The organism is Sorangium sp. So ce185, assembly GCF_051526825.1.
Taxonomy (GTDB): domain Bacteria; phylum Myxococcota_A; class Polyangia; order Polyangiales; family Polyangiaceae; genus Sorangium; species Sorangium cellulosum_D.
Window position 1 is genome coordinate 2,980,287 of record NZ_CP150316.1, and the last position, 18,989, is coordinate 2,999,275.

15 protein-coding genes are annotated in these 18,989 nt (G+C 73.1%); 7 read left to right on the forward strand and 8 right to left on the reverse strand.

Annotation, left to right across the window (positions count from 1 at the left end; translation table 11 throughout):
- Positions 1 to 14: 14 nt before the first annotated feature.
- Complete coding sequence (locus tag WMF26_RS11135) at positions 15 to 1,010, reverse strand: ATP-binding protein (RefSeq protein ID WP_438000282.1); 996 nt, start codon at positions 1,008 to 1,010, stop codon at positions 15 to 17.
- Between the two features lie 133 nt (positions 1,011 to 1,143).
- Here WMF26_RS11135 and WMF26_RS11140 point away from each other — a divergent pair, with 133 nt between their 5' ends.
- Both WMF26_RS11140 and WMF26_RS11145 read left to right on the forward strand, forming a co-directional pair.
- Positions 1,144 to 2,169, forward strand: coding sequence for an NAD-dependent epimerase/dehydratase family protein (locus WMF26_RS11140; RefSeq protein ID WP_438000283.1), 1,026 nt, complete (start codon positions 1,144 to 1,146; stop codon positions 2,167 to 2,169).
- 94 nt (positions 2,170 to 2,263) lie between these two features.
- Positions 2,264 to 3,772: a phenylacetate--CoA ligase family protein gene (locus WMF26_RS11145; RefSeq protein ID WP_438000284.1), complete on the forward strand. Its 1,509-nt coding sequence runs from the start codon at positions 2,264 to 2,266 to the stop codon at positions 3,770 to 3,772.
- Positions 3,773 to 3,878: 106 nt separating this feature from the next.
- On the opposite strand, the gene WMF26_RS11150 is transcribed toward WMF26_RS11145, so the two are convergent.
- Both WMF26_RS11150 and WMF26_RS11155 read right to left on the reverse strand, forming a co-directional pair.
- A complete protein-coding gene (locus tag WMF26_RS11150) occupies positions 3,879 to 5,471 on the reverse strand; it encodes a protein kinase domain-containing protein (RefSeq protein WP_438000285.1) in 1,593 nt (530 codons plus the stop codon).
- Between the two features lie 222 nt (positions 5,472 to 5,693).
- The gene (locus WMF26_RS11155) at positions 5,694 to 6,359 is read right to left on the reverse strand and encodes a hypothetical protein (RefSeq protein ID WP_438000286.1); all 666 of its coding nucleotides are present in this window, start codon (positions 6,357 to 6,359) and stop codon (positions 5,694 to 5,696) included.
- 239 nt (positions 6,360 to 6,598) lie between these two features.
- Between WMF26_RS11155 and WMF26_RS11160 the strand changes: the two genes are divergently transcribed.
- Positions 6,599 to 7,480: an NAD-dependent epimerase/dehydratase family protein gene (locus WMF26_RS11160; protein ID WP_438000287.1), complete on the forward strand. Its 882-nt coding sequence runs from the start codon at positions 6,599 to 6,601 to the stop codon at positions 7,478 to 7,480.
- A 13-nt stretch (positions 7,481 to 7,493) separates the two neighbouring features.
- On the opposite strand, the gene WMF26_RS11165 is transcribed toward WMF26_RS11160, so the two are convergent.
- Positions 7,494 to 8,786 (reverse strand): hypothetical protein, encoded by a 1,293-nt coding sequence (locus WMF26_RS11165; RefSeq protein WP_438000288.1) that lies wholly within the window; start codon positions 8,784 to 8,786, stop codon positions 7,494 to 7,496.
- A 235-nt stretch (positions 8,787 to 9,021) separates the two neighbouring features.
- On the opposite strand from WMF26_RS11165, the gene WMF26_RS11170 reads away from it, so the two are divergent.
- Entirely contained in the window at positions 9,022 to 11,097 is a 2,076-nt protein-coding gene (locus WMF26_RS11170) for a CotH kinase family protein (protein ID WP_438000289.1), read from the forward strand.
- A gap of 128 nt (positions 11,098 to 11,225) precedes the next feature.
- Here WMF26_RS11170 and WMF26_RS11175 read toward each other — a convergent pair whose 3' ends face one another.
- Both WMF26_RS11175 and WMF26_RS11180 read right to left on the reverse strand, forming a co-directional pair.
- Entirely contained in the window at positions 11,226 to 11,777 is a 552-nt protein-coding gene (locus WMF26_RS11175; RefSeq protein WP_438000290.1) for a cytochrome b, read from the reverse strand.
- A complete protein-coding gene (locus WMF26_RS11180) occupies positions 11,774 to 12,892 on the reverse strand; it encodes a catalase family peroxidase (RefSeq protein ID WP_438000291.1) in 1,119 nt (372 codons plus the stop codon). Before WMF26_RS11180 ends, WMF26_RS11175 begins: the two co-directional genes overlap by 4 nt.
- 168 nt (positions 12,893 to 13,060) lie before the next feature.
- Here WMF26_RS11180 and WMF26_RS11185 point away from each other — a divergent pair, with 168 nt between their 5' ends.
- The 3 genes from WMF26_RS11185 to WMF26_RS11195 all read left to right on the forward strand — a co-directional run bounded on the left by WMF26_RS11185 (position 13,061) and on the right by WMF26_RS11195 (position 15,949).
- A complete protein-coding gene (locus tag WMF26_RS11185; RefSeq protein WP_020734209.1) occupies positions 13,061 to 13,570 on the forward strand; it encodes a sigma-70 family RNA polymerase sigma factor in 510 nt (169 codons plus the stop codon).
- On the forward strand, positions 13,567 to 14,319 hold the full coding sequence (locus WMF26_RS11190; protein ID WP_438000292.1) for an anti-sigma factor family protein: 753 nt from the start codon (positions 13,567 to 13,569) through the stop codon (positions 14,317 to 14,319). The genes WMF26_RS11185 and WMF26_RS11190 overlap by 4 nt, the downstream gene beginning before the upstream one ends.
- A 334-nt stretch (positions 14,320 to 14,653) precedes the next feature.
- On the forward strand, positions 14,654 to 15,949 hold the full coding sequence (locus WMF26_RS11195; protein ID WP_438000293.1) for a trypsin-like serine protease: 1,296 nt from the start codon (positions 14,654 to 14,656) through the stop codon (positions 15,947 to 15,949).
- A gap of 49 nt (positions 15,950 to 15,998) precedes the next feature.
- Here the strand turns inward: WMF26_RS11195 and WMF26_RS11200 are convergent, their stop codons facing one another.
- Together WMF26_RS11200 and obgE are read right to left on the reverse strand one after the other, a co-directional pair.
- Positions 15,999 to 17,762 carry a hypothetical protein gene (locus WMF26_RS11200; RefSeq protein WP_438000294.1) on the reverse strand — a complete coding sequence of 588 codons (1,764 nt, stop codon included), beginning with the start codon at positions 17,760 to 17,762 and terminating at the stop codon, positions 15,999 to 16,001.
- A gap of 169 nt (positions 17,763 to 17,931) precedes the next feature.
- Positions 17,932 to 18,954, reverse strand: coding sequence for a GTPase ObgE (gene obgE / locus WMF26_RS11205; RefSeq protein WP_438000295.1), 1,023 nt, complete (start codon positions 18,952 to 18,954; stop codon positions 17,932 to 17,934).
- Positions 18,955 to 18,989: the final 35 nt, after the last annotated feature.

Sequence of the window (18,989 nt, forward strand, 5' to 3'; positions counted from 1 at the left end):
GATCGCGGCGGCCGTCAGCCGATGACGCCGCGCAGCTCCGCGATCAGCGAGGCCATCGCCAGGCTCGGCGAGGCGTTGCGCTCGAGCTGCGCCACGGCGCGCGAGACCGCCGCGTAGCGCCTGGCCGAGACGACGGCGCGGCGCGGATCGGCCGCGACCGCGGCGCGGGCCTCGCGGGCGAGCGCCGCGTTGAGCGCGCGGAGGTCGTCCTTGAGGGCGCCCTTGTCGCGATCCAGCGACTCCGCGAACGCGACGGCGGGCCCGAGGTCCCGGGCGGCCGCGGCCGTGAGGATGCTCCTTACGAACGCGTCGCGCGAGGCGGTCTGCTCCTCGTCCGCGAGCTCGAGCGCCGTGGAGGCGCTGCCCGCGGCGAGCTCCACGGCGAGGTCGTGCCGCTCCTCGGGCACGCCGTGATCGCGGAGGATGCCGCGGACGATCGGCTCGGAGAGCGGGGCGAAGCGCACGGGCAAGGTGCGCGAGCGGATCGTGTTGAGCAGGCGATCGCCGCGCGAGGTCAGCAGGATGAAGTGGGTGCCCGGCCGCGGCTCCTCGAGCGTCTTGAGGAACGCGTTCGCGGCGCCGACGCTGAGGTCCTCGGCGTCGCGGACGATGAACACCCGCGCGCGCCCCTCGTGCGGCGGGTAGGACGCGTGGGCGAGCACGATGGAGCGGACCTGGTCGACCGAGATCTCGGTCAGCTCGTCGCGGCTCCGGCCGATGACGGCGGCGGGATAGAAGTTCTTCGCGACGATCTGCACGTCGGGGTGGAGCGGCGCCGCGGGGCGGCCGTCGGAGCGCGCGGCCGCGCGCCGGCACGCGTCGCAGCGGCCGCAGCCGAGCGGGTCGCCCCCGGTGCAGACCAGCGCCTGCGAGAGCGCGACGGCCGCGAGCTCCTTGCCGACGCCGGGCGGGCCCTCGAAGCGGTAGGCGTGGTGCACGCGGCCCGTCTCGAGCGCGCGCGCGAGGGTGCCGACCGCGGTGTCCTGGCCGAGGATATGGGAGAACGGCACGGACCGCTCTCTACCACGGCCGGGGCGTGGCCTGATCCCGCTCGAGCGCGAGAGGCCGCTCGTCGCCCGCCCGCGCCGCGATCGCGTCGTCCGCATCGTCCGCATTGCGCGCGGCGGTGGTAGGTTGCCGCGCATGCGCGTCCTCGTGCTCGGCGGCACCCGGTTCATGGGCCATTTCCTCGTCTACCGCCTGCTCGCGGCGGGCCACCAGGTCACCCTCCTGAACCGCGGCGCGACGCCCGATCGGTTCGGCGACCGCGTCGCGCGGGTCCGCTGCGACCGCGCGGCCGACGACCTGGCGCAGGCGCTCGGGGGCCGCGAGTTCGACGCCGCGGTGGACTTCACCGCGTACGCGGCCGCGGACGGCCGCGCGGCGGCCCGGGCGCTCGGCGGCGGGCGCGTCGGGCACTACGTGATGATCAGCACCGGCTCGGTGTACCTCGTGCGCGAGGGGTGCCCGCGGCCGTCGCGCGAGCGCGACTACGACGGCCCGCTGCTCCCGGAGCCCGAGGGCGAGGAGGATCGCGCGGCGTGGGCCTACGGCATGGACAAGCGCGGCTGCGAGGAGGCGCTCGCGGCCGCCTTCCGGGACGACGGCTTCCCCGCGACCGTGCTGCGCATCCCGATGGTGAACGGGGAGCGCGACCCGCACCGCCGCCTCGAGCGCTACGTCGCGCGCGTGCTCGACGGCGGCCCGCTGCTCGTCCCGGACGGCGGCGGGCACGCCGTGCGGCACGTGTACAGCGGCGACGTCGTGCGGGCGATCGTGGCGCTGCTGCTCGTGCCGTCGACGTTCGGGCAGGCGTACAACCTCTGCATGGACGAGACGCCGACGCTCTCGGAGCTGCTCGCGCTGATCGCCGAGCTGCTCGGCGCGCCGGCGCGCCTCGCGCCGGTCGCCTCGGCCGCGCTCCGGGCGCGCGGCATCGACCCGGTCGCGATGTCGCCGTTCAGCGATCGCTGGATGTCGACGCTGGATCCATCGAGGGCGAAGGCGGAGCTCGGCTTCCAGCACACGCCGCTGCGGCGGTGGCTGGAGACGGTGGTCACGTCGCTGCTCGCGAACCCGCCGTCCGATCCGCCGCCGGGCTACGAGCGGCGCGCCGACGAGGTGTCGCTCGCGGCCGAGGCGGGGGCGGGGAACGCCGGCCGCGCGTGAGGTACGCTGGAGCCGCGGGGAGGCGAGCGGGCCGGGCGGCCTCGCGCCGGCCGCGCGCCTCGCCGTGAAACGTCCGAAGGAGGGAGATCTCGCGATGCAGGATGCAGCACCCAGGCGGGTCTTGGCGGCCGTCGACGCTTTCCTGAGCACGCCGCTCGACGCGGCGCTGTCTCGGCATCGCGAGGTCGATCCGGCGGCGGGCGCGCTCGCGTTGTTCCACGAGGTCGCCGCGACGGTCCCCGCGTACCGGCGCTTCCTCGACGAGCACGGCGTCGACCCGGCGGCGGTCCGGACCCCCGCGGATTTCGCGGCGCTCCCGGTGATCACGAAGCAGAATTACGTGCTCCGGCACCCGATCGCGGACCTGTGCCGGGGCGGGCGCGTCGAGTCGTGCGACATGGTCGCCGTCTCGTCGGGCTCGACGGGCAAGCCGACGTTCTGGCCGCGGTCGGTCGCGGACGAGCTCCCGGTGGCCCGGCGCTTCGAGCAGGTGTTTCACGACAGCTTCCGGGCCGACGCGCGCCGCACGCTCGCCGTCGTGTGCTTCGCGCTCGGCTCGTGGGTCGGCGGGATGTACACGACCGCGTGCTGCCGCCACCTCGCGGCGAAGGGATATCCGATCACGGTCGTCACGCCGGGCAACAACAAGGACGAGATCTTCCGCGTCGTCCTGGATCTGGGGCCGGCGTTCGATCAGGTCGTCCTGCTCGGGTATCCGCCGTTCCTGAAGGACGTGATCGACACGGGCCGGGCGCGGGGGGTCGACTGGGCGCCGCTCCGGATCAAGCTCGTGATGGCCGGCGAGGTGTTCAGCGAGGAGTGGCGGAGCCTGGTCGGCGAGCGCGTCGGGTCGACGTCGCCCTGCTACGACTCGGCGTCGCTGTACGGGACGGCGGACGCCGGCGTGCTGGGCAACGAGACGCCGCTCAGCATCGCGATCCGCCGGTTCCTCGCGGGGAGGCCGGACGCCGCGCGCGCCCTCTTCGGGCAGGACCGGCTCCCCACGCTCGTGCAGTACGACCCGGCGGTGAGGTTCTTCGAGCAGCGCGAGGGGATGCTGCTCTTCTCGGGCGAGAACGGGGTTCCGCTGGTCCGTTATGCGATCCTCGACAGCGGGGGTGTCTATGCGCACGCGGACATGATGTCGGCGCTCGCCGGCTTCGGCTTCGATCCGGGGCGGGAGCTCGACGGCGAGCGCGGCGCCCGGGAGCTGCCGTTCGTCTACGTGTTCGGGCGCTCGGATTTCACGGTGTCGTACTTCGGGGCGAACATCTATCCGGAGAACGTGGTCGTGGGCATCGAGCAGCCCGGCGTGAAGGAGTGGGTGACCGGGAAGTTCGTGCTGGAGGTCCGCGAGGGCGCGGACAGGGACCCGTACCTGTCGGTGGTGGTCGAGCTCGCGCCGGGGGAGGGGGAGAGCGAGGCGCGGCGCGAGGCCGCGGCGCGGTCGATCGAGGAGCACCTGGTGCGGCTGAACAGCGAGTTCAGGAACTACGTGCCGGCGGGGAAGCGCGCGCCGCGGGTGACGCTGAGGGCAGCGGGGGATCCGGAGTACTTCCCGCTGGGGGTGAAGCACCGGTATACGAGGAAGCCGGGCCGGTGACCGGCCTTGGGCCTAGAACACCGATCGCGTTGATTTAAGCGAGAAATGGACCGTCAGGACACCAAGGACGCCAAGATAAGATTCTCTTCTTGGTGTCTTTGCGGTTCTACATTCCCTCGACTGGCGGCTCAGGCGCCTCCGGGATCGAGGCGGTCTGGCCCGGCTCGGCCGTGTCATCGCTCAGCGAACGCAGGAACGCCCCGCCGTCGTTTGTCGCGGCTCCCGTCGCGTCCGGCGGCGCCTCCCTCGCGCAGCCGACGGCGCCCCGCAGCGCATCGCAGAACGCCGCCACATCCGGATACCGCTCCGACGCCTCGAACTCGATCGCCCTCTCGAGCACCTTCCGCACCGCGTCGCTGCACGGCAGCCGCTCGAGCACCCGCCCCGGATACCGCATCATGATCGGCGGCAGCTCCCCCCCGTGCAGGCAGAACACCGCCGTCATGCCGAGCCCGTACACGTCCGCGCGCGCGTCCGCGTCCTGCGGGCGGTGCATCAGCTCCGGCGCCGCGTAAAGGAAGGTGCCCAGCGCGCCGCTCTTCGTGCCCCCCGTCGTGTCGCGCGCCCAGACCAGATCGAAATCCGTGATCCGCGGCAGCCCCTCTCCGTCGAGCAGGATGTTCGCCGGCTTCACGTCCCGGTGCACAAGCCCCCGTCCGTGAGCGAACGAGATCGCCTCTCCAGCGCGGAGGATCATCGGGATCACCCCCTCTGCCGGCAGCCGCTTCCCGACGACCGCGCTCTGCACGTCCTCGCCGTGCACGAGCTCCATCACGAAGTAGTGCCAGCCGCCGTCCTCGCCCTTCGGCTCCAGGATGCGCACCACGCCGGGGTGATCGAGCTCCGCCATCGCGCGCGCCCCACGGAAGAACCGCTCCCGCCGCCCCTCGTCGCCCGCGAGGTTCGGGTGCAGCACCTTGATCGCCACCGGCTGGTCGCCCCGCCCCGCGTCGAGCGCGCGCCACACCGTCGCGAACCCCCCGCGGCCGATCCGCTCGAGCAGCAGGTACCGGCCCTCGCTGAGCTCCTCGCCCACATGGAGCTGGCCGCCCTCCCGGCGCTTGCGCCTGAGGTCGACGATCTCCTGATCCACCTCCGCGGTGCTCGCGCCGGCGGCCTTCAGCCTCACACGCCGCTTCTGCGCCGCGGCGATCTGCTTGTCGATCGCGCGGATCGCCTCCTCGGCCTCGCGCAGCGTCGCCGCGAGCGCGCTCGCCGGCGCGGCCCTCGCGGGCGCCGCCTCCGGCCGCGCGCTCGCGGCGGCCTCCTCCACGGCCGCGCGGATGCCCCGGACCACGTCGCTCCAGGCTTCGTCCGGGTTGGCCCAGCTCGTCACCGCCCCGCCGTCGCGCGGCAGCGCCTCCAGGTCCGCCAGCGCGGTGCCCTCCCGGTCGCACGCGCGCACCAGGATCGGCACCACGCGCGCCGCGCCCCGGCGATGCCGCTCCAGCGCGGCGCCGAGCTCCCGCTCGTAGCAGCTGTCCGAGGCGAGGAACGCCTCGCTCACCAGCAGCACCACCACCTCGGCGGCGGCGAGCTCCGCCGCGATCGACCCGTCGCGCGCCGCGCCGGCGCCGATCCGGCCGCGGTGCCACGTGCTCACCAGGCCCTGCCGCTTGAGGGCGGCGAGGTGCGCCTCGAGCGCTTCGAGGTACGACCGATCCGCGGGGGCGTAGGAGATGAAGACGTTGACCGCCATGCGCTGTGGGCGTCGCTGCGGCGGCGAGCGCGCTGCGTCTCGGCCGCCCGCTCCGCGACGACCAGGCTACCAGAGGCGGCGCTTGCCTCGACACTCCGCGGGTTCCACGCCCCCAGGGCCGTGGAAAGGAGCGATCAGGGCAACCTCCGCGGCGCGCCGGGCCGCGACCCGTGACGTCGAGGGGCCACGACGCCGGCGCGGAGCCGCCCTCGCCGGGCTCGATCAGCCTCTCGGCCGGGGCGATGCCCGGCCCCGCCGGCCAACGTCACCGCGCGCCCCGCCGGCCGTCGCCTCGATGGTGCCGCCGGCGTTCGTCCGCGCGACGTGCTCGCTGTCGCCGCCCGGCGCGCACAGCTCGGCTTCGCCGCCGCTGCACTGCATCACGTCGAACGAGGTGTGCCGGCGCGGATCGAGCGAGGCGTGCCGGTGCGGAAGGAACGGCAGCGCGTCGCGCCTCGTGACCTCGACGCCGCCACTCTCGTCGATCGTCAAGGTGAACGTGCGGTCCACGTCGCACGTCGTCTCGGGGTCAGTGAGCTTGCCGCGCACCTGGAAGCTTGCGGTCGTGGCTCCGTCGTCCATGGCGGCATGGATGTTCCTCGAACCGAAGGAGGCGTCGATGGAGGTGATGGTCATCCCCGACAGGGCCGTCACGACCGGGGGGTCGACCCACGCGCCCTCGTGGTTCAGCTCGATCCACAGGAGAGCGCTGGGCTGCTGAGGATCCCTGGTGAGCGTCGCCCTGGCCCACAGCGCAGAGCCGTCGGCGACCTCGTCGCACACGAGCGGCGGAGGCGGAGGGTTGATGGGGCTGTCGTCCTCACACGCGGTGAGCCCCGCCGCCGCGACCACGAGCAGCAGCCTCTTCGTCCGTTTCCTGTGACCCATCGCCCCGTCCTTCCCTGCGCTGCCGTGCGCGCTCCCCCGCCACGCCTGCGGTCGCAACGTCGCCGACGGCCGTAGGACAGGCATCCTAGCGGCGTTGAGCTGACCAGCGACCCACCGGCACGAAAACGTCCTCGCGACGTCGCGATCCCATCGGTGCAGCTCGAGCCCGGCGGCCGGCAGCGCCCTCGCGCCGCGGGACGCGCCCCCGCTCTCTTGCTGGTACAAGGGTCGCCCACACCATGCCCGACGCCTCTCCCCCGCTCATCGTCCTCGGCTGCGGCTTCACCGGCGCGGTTGTCGCCGGCCTTCGGACGGCCTCCGGCGGCCGCGTCGTCGCGACCACGCGCTCGTCCGAGCGCGCCGCAGAGCTCGCACAGGCCGGCATCGAGGTGAGCGTCCTGCCGGCGCTCACCGCCGAGGCCGTCGACCGGCTCGTCGGGGACGGCGCGGACGTGCTCGTCGCCTTCCCGCCCGACGGCGCGACCGACGCCGCGATCGCGCCGTCGCTCCGCCGCGCGCGCGCGATCGCGTACGTCTCGTCGACCGCCGTCTACGGCGACGCCACCGGGCGCATCGACGAGGCGACGCCCACGTCGGCCGACGGCCCCCGCGCCGCCGCGCGCCTCGCGGCCGAGGCCGTGTACCTCGAGCGCGGCGCCGTGGCGCTGCGCGCCGCCGGCATCTACGGCCCGGGCCGCGGCCTGCACCAGCGGCTCTTGCGCGGCGACTTCCGCATGACCGGCGAGGGCGATCGGCAGGGCACGAACGTCGTCTCGCGCATCCACGTCGAGGACCTCGCGCGCCTCGCGCTCGCGGCGCTGGAGCGCGCTGCCCCCGGCGACGTCTTCGTGGTCGCGGACGACGCGCCCGTGCCGCAGATCGAGGTCGTCCGCTGGCTCTGCGCGCGGCTCGGCCTCTCGCTGCCGGCCGGCGCGCCGCGGGAGGATCTCCACGAGACGCTCCGCCACGATCGCGCGGTGGACAACGCGAAGATCAAGCGCGCCCTCGGCATGACGCTGCTCTACCCGAGCTACCGCGAGGGGTTCGAGGCGTGCCTGGCCGTCGAGGCCGCGGCGCCGGCCCTCGCCGCGGCCGCGGGCGCCCCGCGGCATCGCGGGTGATCGAGGTCGCGAGCTACAGGACGTCCGAGCCCCGCCTCGTGACGACGATATCGTCGCTGTCGCCCGCCGCGCCGCCGGCCGCGCGCGGACCGTCGACCGTGCCGTTCTCGCCGACGCTGGACAGCGTGTAGCCATCGCCGCCCGGGCTCCTCTCGTACACGAGCGGGCCTGTCCCACAAGGATCCTGCGGGAGCGTCCGCAGCGCCTCCGGATAGCCGCCGTCCGCATACGCCCGCTCTGCCTGGACGGCCGCGCGGGCCAGCAGATACGACGCCCGCAAGGCGCAATCCCGCCTCGCGGTCCTCTGGAGATGCTCGGCGTCCAACATGGCACCGAGCCCCGTGACGTCGGCGGCGAGCGAATCGGCGGCCACCTCCTGAAAGCGCGTGACCTGGGAAGAATCACGCTGCGCGTCGAGCGCCATCTGCTCCGCGGCGCGCAGCTGCGCGTCGAGCGGCGGGAGGGCGTGACCGAACACGGCGGCCATCGGGAGCACCGCGGTGAGCGCGCGGGCGCCGGTGGACGGCGCGAGAGGACGGAGCTCCTCCTCGGGCAGGGGGCCACCGTCGCTCAGGCGCATCGCCATCTGGCGGAGGTGCAGGCGCTCTCTCCGGAGCACGTCGGCGAGCCGCGGCAGGTGGCGCCCGCGCTCCTCGAGCGCCCGGTCGAGCTCGGCGAGCTCCGCCGCGGGGAGCCGGGGCGCGCCGGCGACGAGGGCCGCGGCGCGGCGGTAGGCGCGCTCCGCGTCGTGAATGCCGATCAGGCCGGCGATGGCCGAGCCCGCGGACAGGTCCGCGCCGACCTTGGCGACGGTGAGATAACGGTCCAGGGCGCCGCGCGTATCCCCCTTGGCCTCGAGCCAGCGCCCCTGGACCAGGACAGCGCGGTTTGCGTGCCACACCGGATGGATGGGACCGTAATCGATCCACGCGCTGTCGTCCGGCAGCTCGTAACGAGAGCAACGCGCCGTCTGCCGGAAGGCGTCGATCTCCGGGCGGCGCCGCTCGATCTCGGCGGCGAGCTCGGGCGAGAGCGGCGCGCCGGGCCCCGCCTCGAGCGCCCGCTTGATCCACTCTGGATGGACGTCCAGCTGAATCGACGCCGTCCTCGCGTAGCTCGCTCCGCAGTCCTCCTGCGCGGCGCCCTCGCCGGCGGGCCGCGAGCGCTCGCGGATCCGCGCGCGCTCCGCGTCCCATTCGGCCCGGGTGGCATCCCGGTAATCCCGGAGCCGGGACTGACCCCACGCCGACGCGCCGGCCCGGAACAGCGCGAGAAGCGCGGCCGTCGCCGCGAGCCCGATCCCCACACGTCTCACCCTCCCGAGGAGGCGCCCCTTGCTGTCTGTCATCGCACCGGAAAAGCCCGGGCGCGACGAATCATTCCGTGCCTTTTTGTCAACTGGATCGCACGGAGAGGCTCCCGACTCGGGGCGGACAGAGACGGCCTCTCGGACGGCCAGGCCCGGGGATCCGTGACGCGAAAAACAGGGATCGACGCGCGCGAGGTGCACGATTACGCTCGAAGCCGCTGAAGGAGCGTGCATGAAGCTTACGTGTTGGACATGGCTTGTGCTGGCGGCCGTCGCCGCGGGCGTGGGATGCGGGGATGACGAGGGCGGGACCGGCGGCGCCGGGCCGGGAGGCTCGGGCGGGGCGAACGCCGGAGGGGGAGGCTCGGGCGGGGCGAACGCTGGAGGCGGAGGCTCGGGCGGGGCGGGCACCGGCGGGGGGGACGGCGGGGCCGGCGGAGAGGCCCCGCCGATGCCGCCGTGCGCGCCGCCCGACCCCACGCTCGCCGACCGCGACGCGGACGAGCTGTATGCGGCCGACGAGGTCTTGCGCTTCGACTTCCTCCTTCCGGAAGAGCGCTGGGCCGAGCTCAAGGCGAACGCCCGCGACGAGGAGTACGTGGAGGCCGAGGCTTGCTACATGGGCAAGAGCCTGGGCGTCGTCGGCCTGCGCTTCAAGGGCGGTTATGGCACCCTGCAGATGTGCTTCGACGAGGAGGGAAACCTCACCTGCCCGAAGCTCAGCATGAAGGTGAAGTTCGACGAGTACGTCGACGGCCAGCGCTTCTACGCGCAGGAGCGGCTGAACTTCCACTCGATGATCTGGGATCCGACGAAGCTCCACGAGCGCATCGCCTATGGCCTGTACCGCGAGATGGGCGTCGCGGCCCCGAGGAGCGGTTGGGCCACGCTCTATGTGAACGGCGAGCCCCAGGGGCTCTTCTCGATGGTCGAGGAGGTGGACGGCCGCTTCCTGGAGAGCCATTTCCCCGGAGGGCCGGACGGCGACCTCTACAAGGAAGCGTGGCCGGTCACGGACGACGCCAGCTACTACGCGGAGCGCATCGAGACGAACGAGGACGAGGCCACGCACGAGCGCTTCGTGGCGTTCGCCGCCGCGCTCGCGTCCGCCGAGGGCGACGAGCGCCTCGCCGCGCTGTCGCAGTGGGCGGACATCGAGCAGCTGCAACGCTACATGGCCGTCGACGAGGCGATCGTGAACTGGGACGGGGTCACGACCTTCTACGTCGATGCCGCCGGCGGCGCCAACAACCACAACTTCTACATCTACGACGATCCCGCCTCGGGCAAATTCCACCTGATCCCGTGGGATATGGACCAGACCCTCGGCGCCAGCACCTACTTTGGCCAGGTGCCCCGCTGGACCGAGGCGCCGGCGACCTGCCCCGCCGTGGTGCCGGTGTTCATGGGCGCCGAGCGGGTGCGCGTGCCGGGGTGCGACGCGCTGTTCGGCGCCTTGAGCCAGGACCCCGCGGGCTACCAGGCCGCGCTCCAGGCGCTGCTCGACGGGCCGTTCGGCGAAGGGAAGCTCGAAGCGCAGGTCGACGCGTATGCGGCGCAGATCCGCGCCGCCGTCGAGGAGGATCCGCTCGGGCCCGGCCTCGCCTCGTGGGAGCCGGCGGTCGCGCGCCTCAGGAGCGAGGTGCCGATCCTGCGCGAGCGCCTGCGCCGGTTCGCCAGCAACACGCCGCTCGTGCCGTTCTCGTTCACCGCGGCGGGGATCAACGATTTCGAGGCGGCGGACGCGGTCGAGCTGTACGTCGGCACGCTGCTCGCCACCAACAACGCGTCCGGCGCGGTGCAGGGCCTCACGCAGGACGCGCCGCTCGACGGGGCGCAGAGCCTGCTCCTGAGCTTCGACTTCCGCGACGAGGCGTACCCCTGGGGCCAGTACGTGTATTTCACGGTGCCCCTCGCCGAGGGCTCGGTCGACGTGACGTCGCTCGAGGGCGTCCGCTTCCGGGCGCGCGCCGACACGGCGCGCGGGCTGCGCGTCGACGTCGAGAGCCCCGCGCAGACCAACGGGCTCAGCGGGGTCCGCCACGGCTGGGACGTGCGGCTCGGCGTCGAGCCGCAGCTCATCGAGCTCAAGTTCGCCGACATCGCGCTCCCCGGCTGGGCGATCGACCAGGGGCTCGACCCCGGCGACGACGTGAACGACGTGCTCGCGTCGATCATCGGCCTCGCGTTCAGCCCGGAGATGAACGGCGTCGGCGCGAACGGCTTCCTCGGCCGCGGCAAGGCCGACTCGGGCGCCGTCGTGATCGACGACGTCGAGCTCTTCGGCGCGACGTCCGGCGATCCGTGATCGGCTGACGCGAGGGCCCGAGGCGAGCGCCCCGGGCCCGCGGAGATGTCGTTTCGAGGGCCCTCTCGCCGCCCGGTCCCCGGGCGCGAGCGGCAGATCCCCGGAGCGCGAGGCGGGCTCGGTCCGCGCTATCCGCCGCGCCGGCGCCACCACCGCGGGGCCATGCTCGCGAACACGTCGTCTCTTCGGATCAAGAGGTGAAAGAGCGCCGCCGCGAGGTGCTGGAGGAAGGCGCCGAAGAGCAGCAGGGCGAGGTAGGTGTGAGCGCGGCGCAACGCCGCGTGAAGCGCGGGGCTCTGCGGCGCGATCGAGGGCAGTTGGAACCCGCCGAGCAGCGTCACCGGATAGCCGCCCGCCGAGAGCATCGCCCAGCCGACGATCGGAATCGTGAACATCAGGACATAGAGCACGATCTGCGATGCGCCCGCCGCGCGCCGTTGCCAGGCCGGCATGTCCTCCGGCAGCGGCGGCGCGCGGCGCGCGAGGCGCACCCCCAGGCGGACCGCCGCGAGCGCGAGGAGCACGACGCCCACCGACCGGTGCGCCGGCAGCAGGAAGGTCCGGGCGCCGCTCACCGTCGAGGCCATGCCGACCCCGATGAACAGCATGGCGACGATCGCGACGGCCATGGTCCAGTGCAGGGCGCGCGCCAGAGGGTGAAACTTTTGCGGACGGCTCATCGGCGCGCGCCCTCCTCGGCGGGGCCGCGCGAGAGCGCGCTCGGCGCCGGCCCCTCGCCGGCGCGGCGCGTGAGCGAGACCGCGTAGGCCGAAGAGCGCGCGCTCAGCAGCGGATCGTCCGACGGCTCGATCCCGGCCGGCAGGATCAGCGGATCGAAGGTGATGTCGCGACACGGCCCTGCCTCCTCCGTCGCGGCGCGCTCCACCACGAGCGTGCCGACCTCGATCTGCTCGCGATCGCTGGGCCACTCGCGCGTGGCGTCGCCCGTGGGATCGCCCGGGGCCGCGAGCGTCACCCGCATCCGCCAGCGCAGCGGGCCCCGCGCGAGGCGCGCGACGACCTCCTCGAAGAGGAAGCTCGGCGGCCTCGAGGCGAGCGTCCCCTTGTCGAGCGCCTCCAGCGGGGCCTCGGGCACCATCGACCAGCGGACGTCGCGCGCCGGGCCGGCGCCGCCGGTGAAGCGGAACGCGTTCACGCTGTGGTAGGTGCCGTTCGCGAAGCTCGACGGCAGATCGCCGTCGCGCAGCCGGGCCATGAAGGCGCGCGTCTCCGGGTGCGCGGCGAGGAAGCCCTCGACGCGCGCGGCGTCCGGCTTCCCCGTGGCCGCGACGGGCGAGGTGGCGCGCTGAAAATCGAGGAACGCCGCTGGCGTCGCGACCGGGAAGACGGGGATGTGGTTCATGGCGGTGCGCCATCGCTCGCCGTTCGGCAGCGAGAAGCTGAGGGCCATGCTGCGGAGCGCGACGCGCCCGTCCGGCGCGTACGGCATGCCGCCGCCCGTCGAGAAGCGCCCGACCACGGGGACCTCGCCGCGCGCGAACACGCTCGCCCTGGAGAGCTGGGCGCCCGCGCCGCTCGCCTCGAACCGCCCGGTGAAGCAGACGCCCTTCGCGTGCGCGCGGCGAAAGCCCGGGTGCAGGCCGTCATGCCCCTCGAGCGCGTCGACGAGCTTCGCCGGGGTCAACCGCGACGGATCCAGGACCCCCGCAACGAAGGCGAACGTCGCGGCCAGAGTGGCCACGATCGCGAAGATCAGCGCGGCACGGGCGATCTCGCCGGCCTTCGCGCGCAAGAGGCCCTGGAGGCCCCCGTCGGAACGCAGAAATCCGAACATCACGAGCTCCTCCGCCATCGCGGCGGCGTGGGTGGATGCAGCCGTGACGCCGCCCGGGGGGCGGTATTCCGCGGGCTACAAAGAAGATCCCCCCACGGAATAACCTCGGTTCGAGCGGCGTCTCGCGGCCGTGGAGGCCTTGGAGCCGAGGAGCGGGCAGGTGCGGCGATGAGCGATCTGAACGACGAGGAGCTGCGCGCCCTCTTGCCGGGCATGCGGAGGTTCGCGGCCTCGCTGACGCGCGACGCGAGCGCCGCCGACGATCTGGTGCAGAGCTGCCTCGAGAAGACCCTCTCGCGCTGGCAGACGAAGCGCCCGGAGGGGAGCCTGAAGGCCTGGCTGTACGCGATCATGGTCCGCCAGTTCCTCGACGGCCGGAGGCGCGCGGGGCGCGTCCGGCGCTTGCTGGAGGCGTTCGGCGTCCGCGCCGAGGGCGAGCACCCCGGCGAGGAGGCCGTCCTCGCGCGGTCCTCGCTCGGCGCGTTCGACAAGCTCTCGGTCGATCATCGCGCGGTCCTCTTGCTGGTGACGGTCGAGGGCTTCTCCTACCAGGAGGCGGCGCAGGCCCTCGACGTGCCGATCGGCACGGTGATGTCGCGCCTCTCCCGCGCGCGCGAGGCCTACCGCGCCCTGACCGAGGCCGAGCCCGCCCCCGCCCGGATCCGGAGGGTCAAATGAGCCTCGATCCCCCGACCGAGGACGAGCTCCAGGCCTTCGTGGACGGCCGGCTCGATCCCCAACGGGCGCGCGCCGTCGAGGCGTACCTCGCCTCGCACCCTGACGAGCGCGCGCGCGTCGCCGCCTACCGGCGGAACGCCGAGGAGCTGCGCGCCCTGCTCGCCGGGGCCTCGCTGCTGCCGCCGAACCCACGCCTCGATCCGCGCGCGATCCGGCGCGATCTGCGCCAGCGCTCCCAGCGGCGCGCGATGCTCGGCGCCTCGCTCGCGGTCGCGCTCGGGATCGGCGCGCTCGGCGGCTGGACGGCGCGCTCGATGAGCCTGCCGGGGGCGCCTGCGCCGATGGACGACGCGGTCGAGGCCTACCGCACCTTCGCCACGGATCGCGTGCGGCCGGTGGAGATGGCGGCGGGGGACGGGGGCGATCTCCAGGCCTGGCTCTCCGGCCGGCTGGGGCGCCCGGTGGCGCTGCCGGATCTGGCGCCGTACGGGTTCGACCTCCTCGGAGGCCGGCTGCTCTCCACGGCCAACGGCCCCGCGGTCCTGCTCATGTACGAGGACCGAGACGGTCAGCGCGTGAGCTTCTACATCCGCCCGAGCTCGCGCCCGGGTGAGCTCACGGGCACGCGCCGCGACGGCGGGCTCGCGACGAGCTACTGGTTTCGCAACGGCTACGGGTTCGCCGTGGTCGGCCGCGCGGACGACCCGCGCATCGCGGAGGTCCAGGAGGCCGCGCGCCTCTCGATGTGACGCGGCGGCCCCGCCCGGGCGACGACGATGTTGCTGTTCTTCATGCGCCGAGAGGTCGCCTGCGCGCCGCGGCGGCACTGGCACGCTCGCGGGAGAGCGATGCTTTTCATGGATGCACGAATCGACCCGGGCCTCGACAGCGCGCCTGCGGCCTCGACAGCGCGCCTGCCGCGCTGCGCGAACCTTTCGCGTGAACGTGCACGAGCTCCGACAGGCCAAGCCGCTCATCCAGCGCCCTCGATGTTCCGCTCATCGAACGCCGCCGTTCCATAACGCCGCCTGGCGTGGTCCGGGTATCGCCGCATACTCCGGACGTGACCCATGCGGAGATGACATGAACAAAGAAGAGCTTGGGAATCAACTGGGTATCGCGATCTGCGCCGGGATCGCGTTGAGTCTCTCCACGGCTTGCACCATCGCGGATGCGCCGGAGGATCCGGTCGAGTCGCTCGATTCGCAGTCGTCCGAGATCATCGGCGGCGAGATCGCCGAGGCGAGCCCCTGGGCCGTCCAGGTCTTCGACGTGCGCGGGGATACGGGCGATTTTTATCAGTGCACGGGCACGCTCGTCGCGCCGCGCTGGGTGCTCACCGCGCAGCATTGCATGGCGGATGAAGGCGAGACGTCGGCGGTGCGCATCGGCAGCAACGCGTACCGCGAGGGCCGGCGCATCGAGGTCGACGCCATCGAGGTGCCCTCGGCCGAGGTCGACATCGCGCTGCTCCACCTGACCGAGGACGCCGGCAGCGCGGTCGTAGAGCTCGCCCCCGCGGGGCCGGCCGTGGACGGGACGGACGCGACGGTCTACGGCTGGGGGAGCGAGGGCACGCCGCTGGTGATGGCGCCGTCGCTCAAGAAGGCGGTCATCCACATCGATGGCCGGCGCTCCGACGACGAGCTCCTGGCGACGGGCGTGACGGGCTCGGGCTGGAGCGGCGACTCCGGCGGCCCGTGGTTCGTCGACGGGCTTCAGGTCGCCGTGTTCTCGGCCTCGAGCGGCCAGGACGGCACGAACCTGCATGCGTCGCTCGCCGGCGTCGACGTCGCGCGCCACCGCGCGTGGATCGACGCGACGATCGCCAGCGGCCCCACCGACCACCCCGACGACGAGGTCGTGCTCCACGATCTCTCGGACTTCTCCGGCGTCTCACAGAGCTTCGGGATCGGCCGCCACAACCTCCCGGACATGGCGATCATCGGCAACGACCGCGCGAGCGCGATCAAGGTGCCCGCCGGGCTCCGGGTCACGGTGTTCTTCCACCACAACTTCGAGGGCGAGGCGCGCGTCTTCACCTCGGACACGGATCTCGTGGCCGAGGGCTTCAGCGACGTCATCTCGAGCTTCGTCGTCTCGCGCGCCTCGGACCCGCAAGAGGACGTGGTCGCCCTCTACGAGCACGCCGATTTCTCGGGCGACTCGCTCCTCTACGGCGTCGGCAGCAGGTATCTCATCGGCGGCGCCTGGGACAAGAGGATCAGCTCCGTCCGCGTCCCCGACGGCTTCAAGCTGACGCTCTACGACCTGTTCTTCATTTATTCGCCCGCGTCGCGCGTCATCACGGCGGACGCCAACCTCGACAGCTACGACTTCGACGACCAGACCTCGAGCTTCACCGTCGAGCGCCCGTAGGAGTGAGGGGGCGCGGGCGGCTCGCTCGCCCGCGCCCCCTCGCGACGCTTCAACGCATCTCGCCGCCGCCGGACGCGCGGCGCTGCCCGCGGGCCGGCCGGCGGCGCGCCCCGCGGCGGAACGCGAGGCCGGCGGCGAGGAGCAGGGCCGCGACGCCGCCCGCCGAGGGCGTGTCGGCGCCGAGGCGGCACCCGCAGCCCGACGACTCGCCGCCCCCGGAATCGCCGCCGCCCGCGCCGGCAGGCGGCGCCCCGCCCGAGCCCGACGCGGACGCCCCGCCCGAGCCGGACGCGGCGTCGCCCGCGCCGGACGACGCGACGGTATCGAGCCCCGCGCCGATCGACGCGGTGGCGGTGGTGGGCGGGGGCGGCGCCTCGACGCACGCGCCCGCCTCGCACCGCTCGCCCGCGGGGCACGCGACCCCGTCGCAGGCATCGACGCACGCGCCCTCGCGGCAATACGTGCCTTCATCGCACGAGACGTCGGCGCACGCGGCCTCCACGCACCGGCCGCTCTCCATGTCGCAGCGCTCGTTCGTCGGGCACCCGCGGCAGTTGCACTGGAGCACGCACACGCCGCCTTCGCACACCTGGCCGGAGTTGCACACGACGTCCTGGCACGGATCGATGCAGCGCCCGGCGCGGCACACCTGGTCGTGCGGGCACACCACGCCGTCGCACGGCGCGCTGCACTCGCCCTCGTGGCACACCTCGCCCACCTCGCACATCACGTCGACGCAGGCCTGCTCGACGCACAGGCCCCCTCGGCACACGAACCCCTGCTCGCACGGGAACTCCGCGGACCCGCAGCGATCCACGCAGCGGCCGCGGTTGCACACCTGGCTCTCCGGACAGGGCGCCTCCTCGTCGATGACGTCGTCGCAGTCGTTGTCGACGCCGTCGCACTGCTCGGCCTGGCTGCCAGGCAGCACGAAGGGCGTGCAGATCACCGCCCCCTGCGCGTCGCAGTCGGAGATCCCGAGGCGGCACGCGCCGACGTTCTCGTCCACCTCGCACGGCTGGCCGGCCTCGGGGCACGTGATGCCCGAGAAGCGGAACAGGAAGTCCTCGTAGTCGAGATCGTTGCCGTTGACGCCCGCGGCGCCGGCCGCGTTCCGGAAGTCGAGATCCTCGAAGCCCAGGTAAAACGTGTTGAGCAGCTCGTTCGAACGATAGATGAGGTCCGAGTACCACGGGCCCGGCGTCTCGCACTGCGTACACGCCACGTTGAACCGGTGCTCGGTGTAATGGTATTGCGTGGCGTTGCTGGTGCCGGTGCCGTTCGGGTTCGGGATCAGCACGAAGCCGATCAGCCCGCCGGCGTACGCGGGGCTCTCCCGGATCGACACCGCCGTCAGCTCGCGCATCGCGGCAGGCGGCAGGGACGTCGAGAAGGGGAAGAGGATCTGGACATCGCTCTCCGGCGCCGCGGTGTTGAGGTTGGCCCCCGTGTCCACGGAGACGTACTTCGGCGGGTCGTCGCTCGCGCGGCTGTCGTCGACGTTGTACCAGCCGACGGCGAAGTTGGCGCCGCCCCCCTTGGCGATGTACTTGCCGCTGAACTCGCAGAGCGGCGAGAACACCTGCGGCTCCACCGCCGCGTCGGCCACGACGTCGATCATCTCGTCGATGTTGTCGTTGTTCGCCGACCCGTTGAGCAGGTCGCTCAATCGTCCGGTGACGGCGGGGATCGTGGTGCCGTTCGGTTGCACGATGTCGGCGCGCGCCGTCCCGCTCGCGCCGAGCGCCGCCGAGAGGGCCACACACCACGCAAGGGCAGACGGTTTGCTGAAGCTGAAGATCGACCAGCGCATCGGGCCTCCTCTCCTGGCAGGACGCGTGAGTCCGAAACGAAAAGTGGACGCCAACTTCGCCGCGTTGTCCAGACGTCGCGCGCTCGCCAGATCCGCGACCGATGTGCACGGTCAGCCCACGTGAGGACACCGTGTGATCTGCGCGGAGAGGACTCCCGCGCTCGGCCGGTCACTCCTCGCGCTTGCGCACGATCGCCGCGAGCTCACGGATGAGCTCGGTCACGCCCTCGCCCGTCGCGGCGCTGACGAGGTGGAGCTTCACCTTCGCCTTCGCGAACCGCGCCTTGAGCTTCGGGTAGGCCTCGCGCACCTCGGTCAGGTCGGCCTTGGTCAGGGCGACGACCTCCGGGCGCTGCGCGATATCCGGGCTGAACTTCTTGAGCTCCTTGCGGAGCGCCCTGTAGTCGGCGAGCGGCTCGCGGCCGTCGCCGGGATCGAGCGTCACGAGGTGGAGGAGCGCCCGCGTGCGCTCCACGTGCTTCAGGAACCGGGTGCCGAGCCCGACCCCCTCGCTCGCGCCCGGGATCAGCCCCGGGATGTCCGCGATGACGAAGCTCGACCCGCCCGAACGCACGCCGCCGCCGATCTCGACCATGCCGAGCGTCGGGGTCAGCGTCGTGAACGGGTAGTCGCCGATCTTCGGCCGGGCGGCCGAGACGGCGGCGACGAAGGTGCTCTTGCCGGCGTTGGGGAAGCCGAGCAGGCCGACGTCGGCGAGCACCTTCAGCTCCAGGCGGAGCTCGCGGGCCTCGCCCGGCTCCCCCGGCTCGGCGCGCCGGGGGGCCCGGTCGTGCGGCGACTTGAAGTGCAGGTTGCCGCGGCCCCCCTTGCCCCCGCGGGCGACCACGACCCGCTGGCCGTGCTCGGTCACGTCGGCGATCTGCTCGCCGGTCTCCGCGTCGAAGATCTGCGTCCCCACCGGGAGCTTCTCGACCCGGTCGGCGCCGGCGCGCCCGTGGCAGTCGCTCCCCATCCCGTGCTCGCCCCGCTCGGCCTCGAGGGTGCGCGCGTAGGTGAAGTCGAGTAGCGTGGACAGGCCTTCGTCGCCCACGAAGACGACGTCCCCGCCGCGGCCGCCGTCGCCGCCCGCAGGGCCGCCGAACGGGATGTACTTCTCGCGGCGGAATGCGATCGCTCCATTGCCGCCATCCCCCGCGATGACCTTCAGACGGCACTGATCGACGAACCGCATGGTGGCGGCTCATAGCATAAAACTCAGGAAAGACC

Coding starts and splice junctions, on each gene's coding strand:
- WMF26_RS11140 (WP_438000283.1), top strand. CDS start 1,144: ATGCGCGTCCTCGTGCTCGGCGGCACCCGGTTCATGGGCCATTTCCTC.
- WMF26_RS11145 (WP_438000284.1), top strand. CDS start 2,264: ATGCAGGATGCAGCACCCAGGCGGGTCTTGGCGGCCGTCGACGCTTTC.
- WMF26_RS11150 (WP_438000285.1), bottom strand. CDS start 5,471: ATGGCGGTCAACGTCTTCATCTCCTACGCCCCCGCGGATCGGTCGTAC.
- WMF26_RS11155 (WP_438000286.1), bottom strand. CDS start 6,359: ATGGGTCACAGGAAACGGACGAAGAGGCTGCTGCTCGTGGTCGCGGCG.
- WMF26_RS11160 (WP_438000287.1), top strand. CDS start 6,599: ATGCCCGACGCCTCTCCCCCGCTCATCGTCCTCGGCTGCGGCTTCACC.
- WMF26_RS11170 (WP_438000289.1), top strand. CDS start 9,022: ATGAAGCTTACGTGTTGGACATGGCTTGTGCTGGCGGCCGTCGCCGCG.
- WMF26_RS11175 (WP_438000290.1), bottom strand. CDS start 11,777: ATGAGCCGTCCGCAAAAGTTTCACCCTCTGGCGCGCGCCCTGCACTGG.
- WMF26_RS11180 (WP_438000291.1), bottom strand. CDS start 12,892: ATGTTCGGATTTCTGCGTTCCGACGGGGGCCTCCAGGGCCTCTTGCGC.
- WMF26_RS11185 (WP_020734209.1), top strand. CDS start 13,061: ATGAGCGATCTGAACGACGAGGAGCTGCGCGCCCTCTTGCCGGGCATG.
- WMF26_RS11190 (WP_438000292.1), top strand. CDS start 13,567: ATGAGCCTCGATCCCCCGACCGAGGACGAGCTCCAGGCCTTCGTGGAC.
- WMF26_RS11195 (WP_438000293.1), top strand. CDS start 14,654: ATGAACAAAGAAGAGCTTGGGAATCAACTGGGTATCGCGATCTGCGCC.
- WMF26_RS11200 (WP_438000294.1), bottom strand. CDS start 17,762: ATGCGCTGGTCGATCTTCAGCTTCAGCAAACCGTCTGCCCTTGCGTGG.
- obgE (WP_438000295.1), bottom strand. CDS start 18,954: ATGCGGTTCGTCGATCAGTGCCGTCTGAAGGTCATCGCGGGGGATGGC.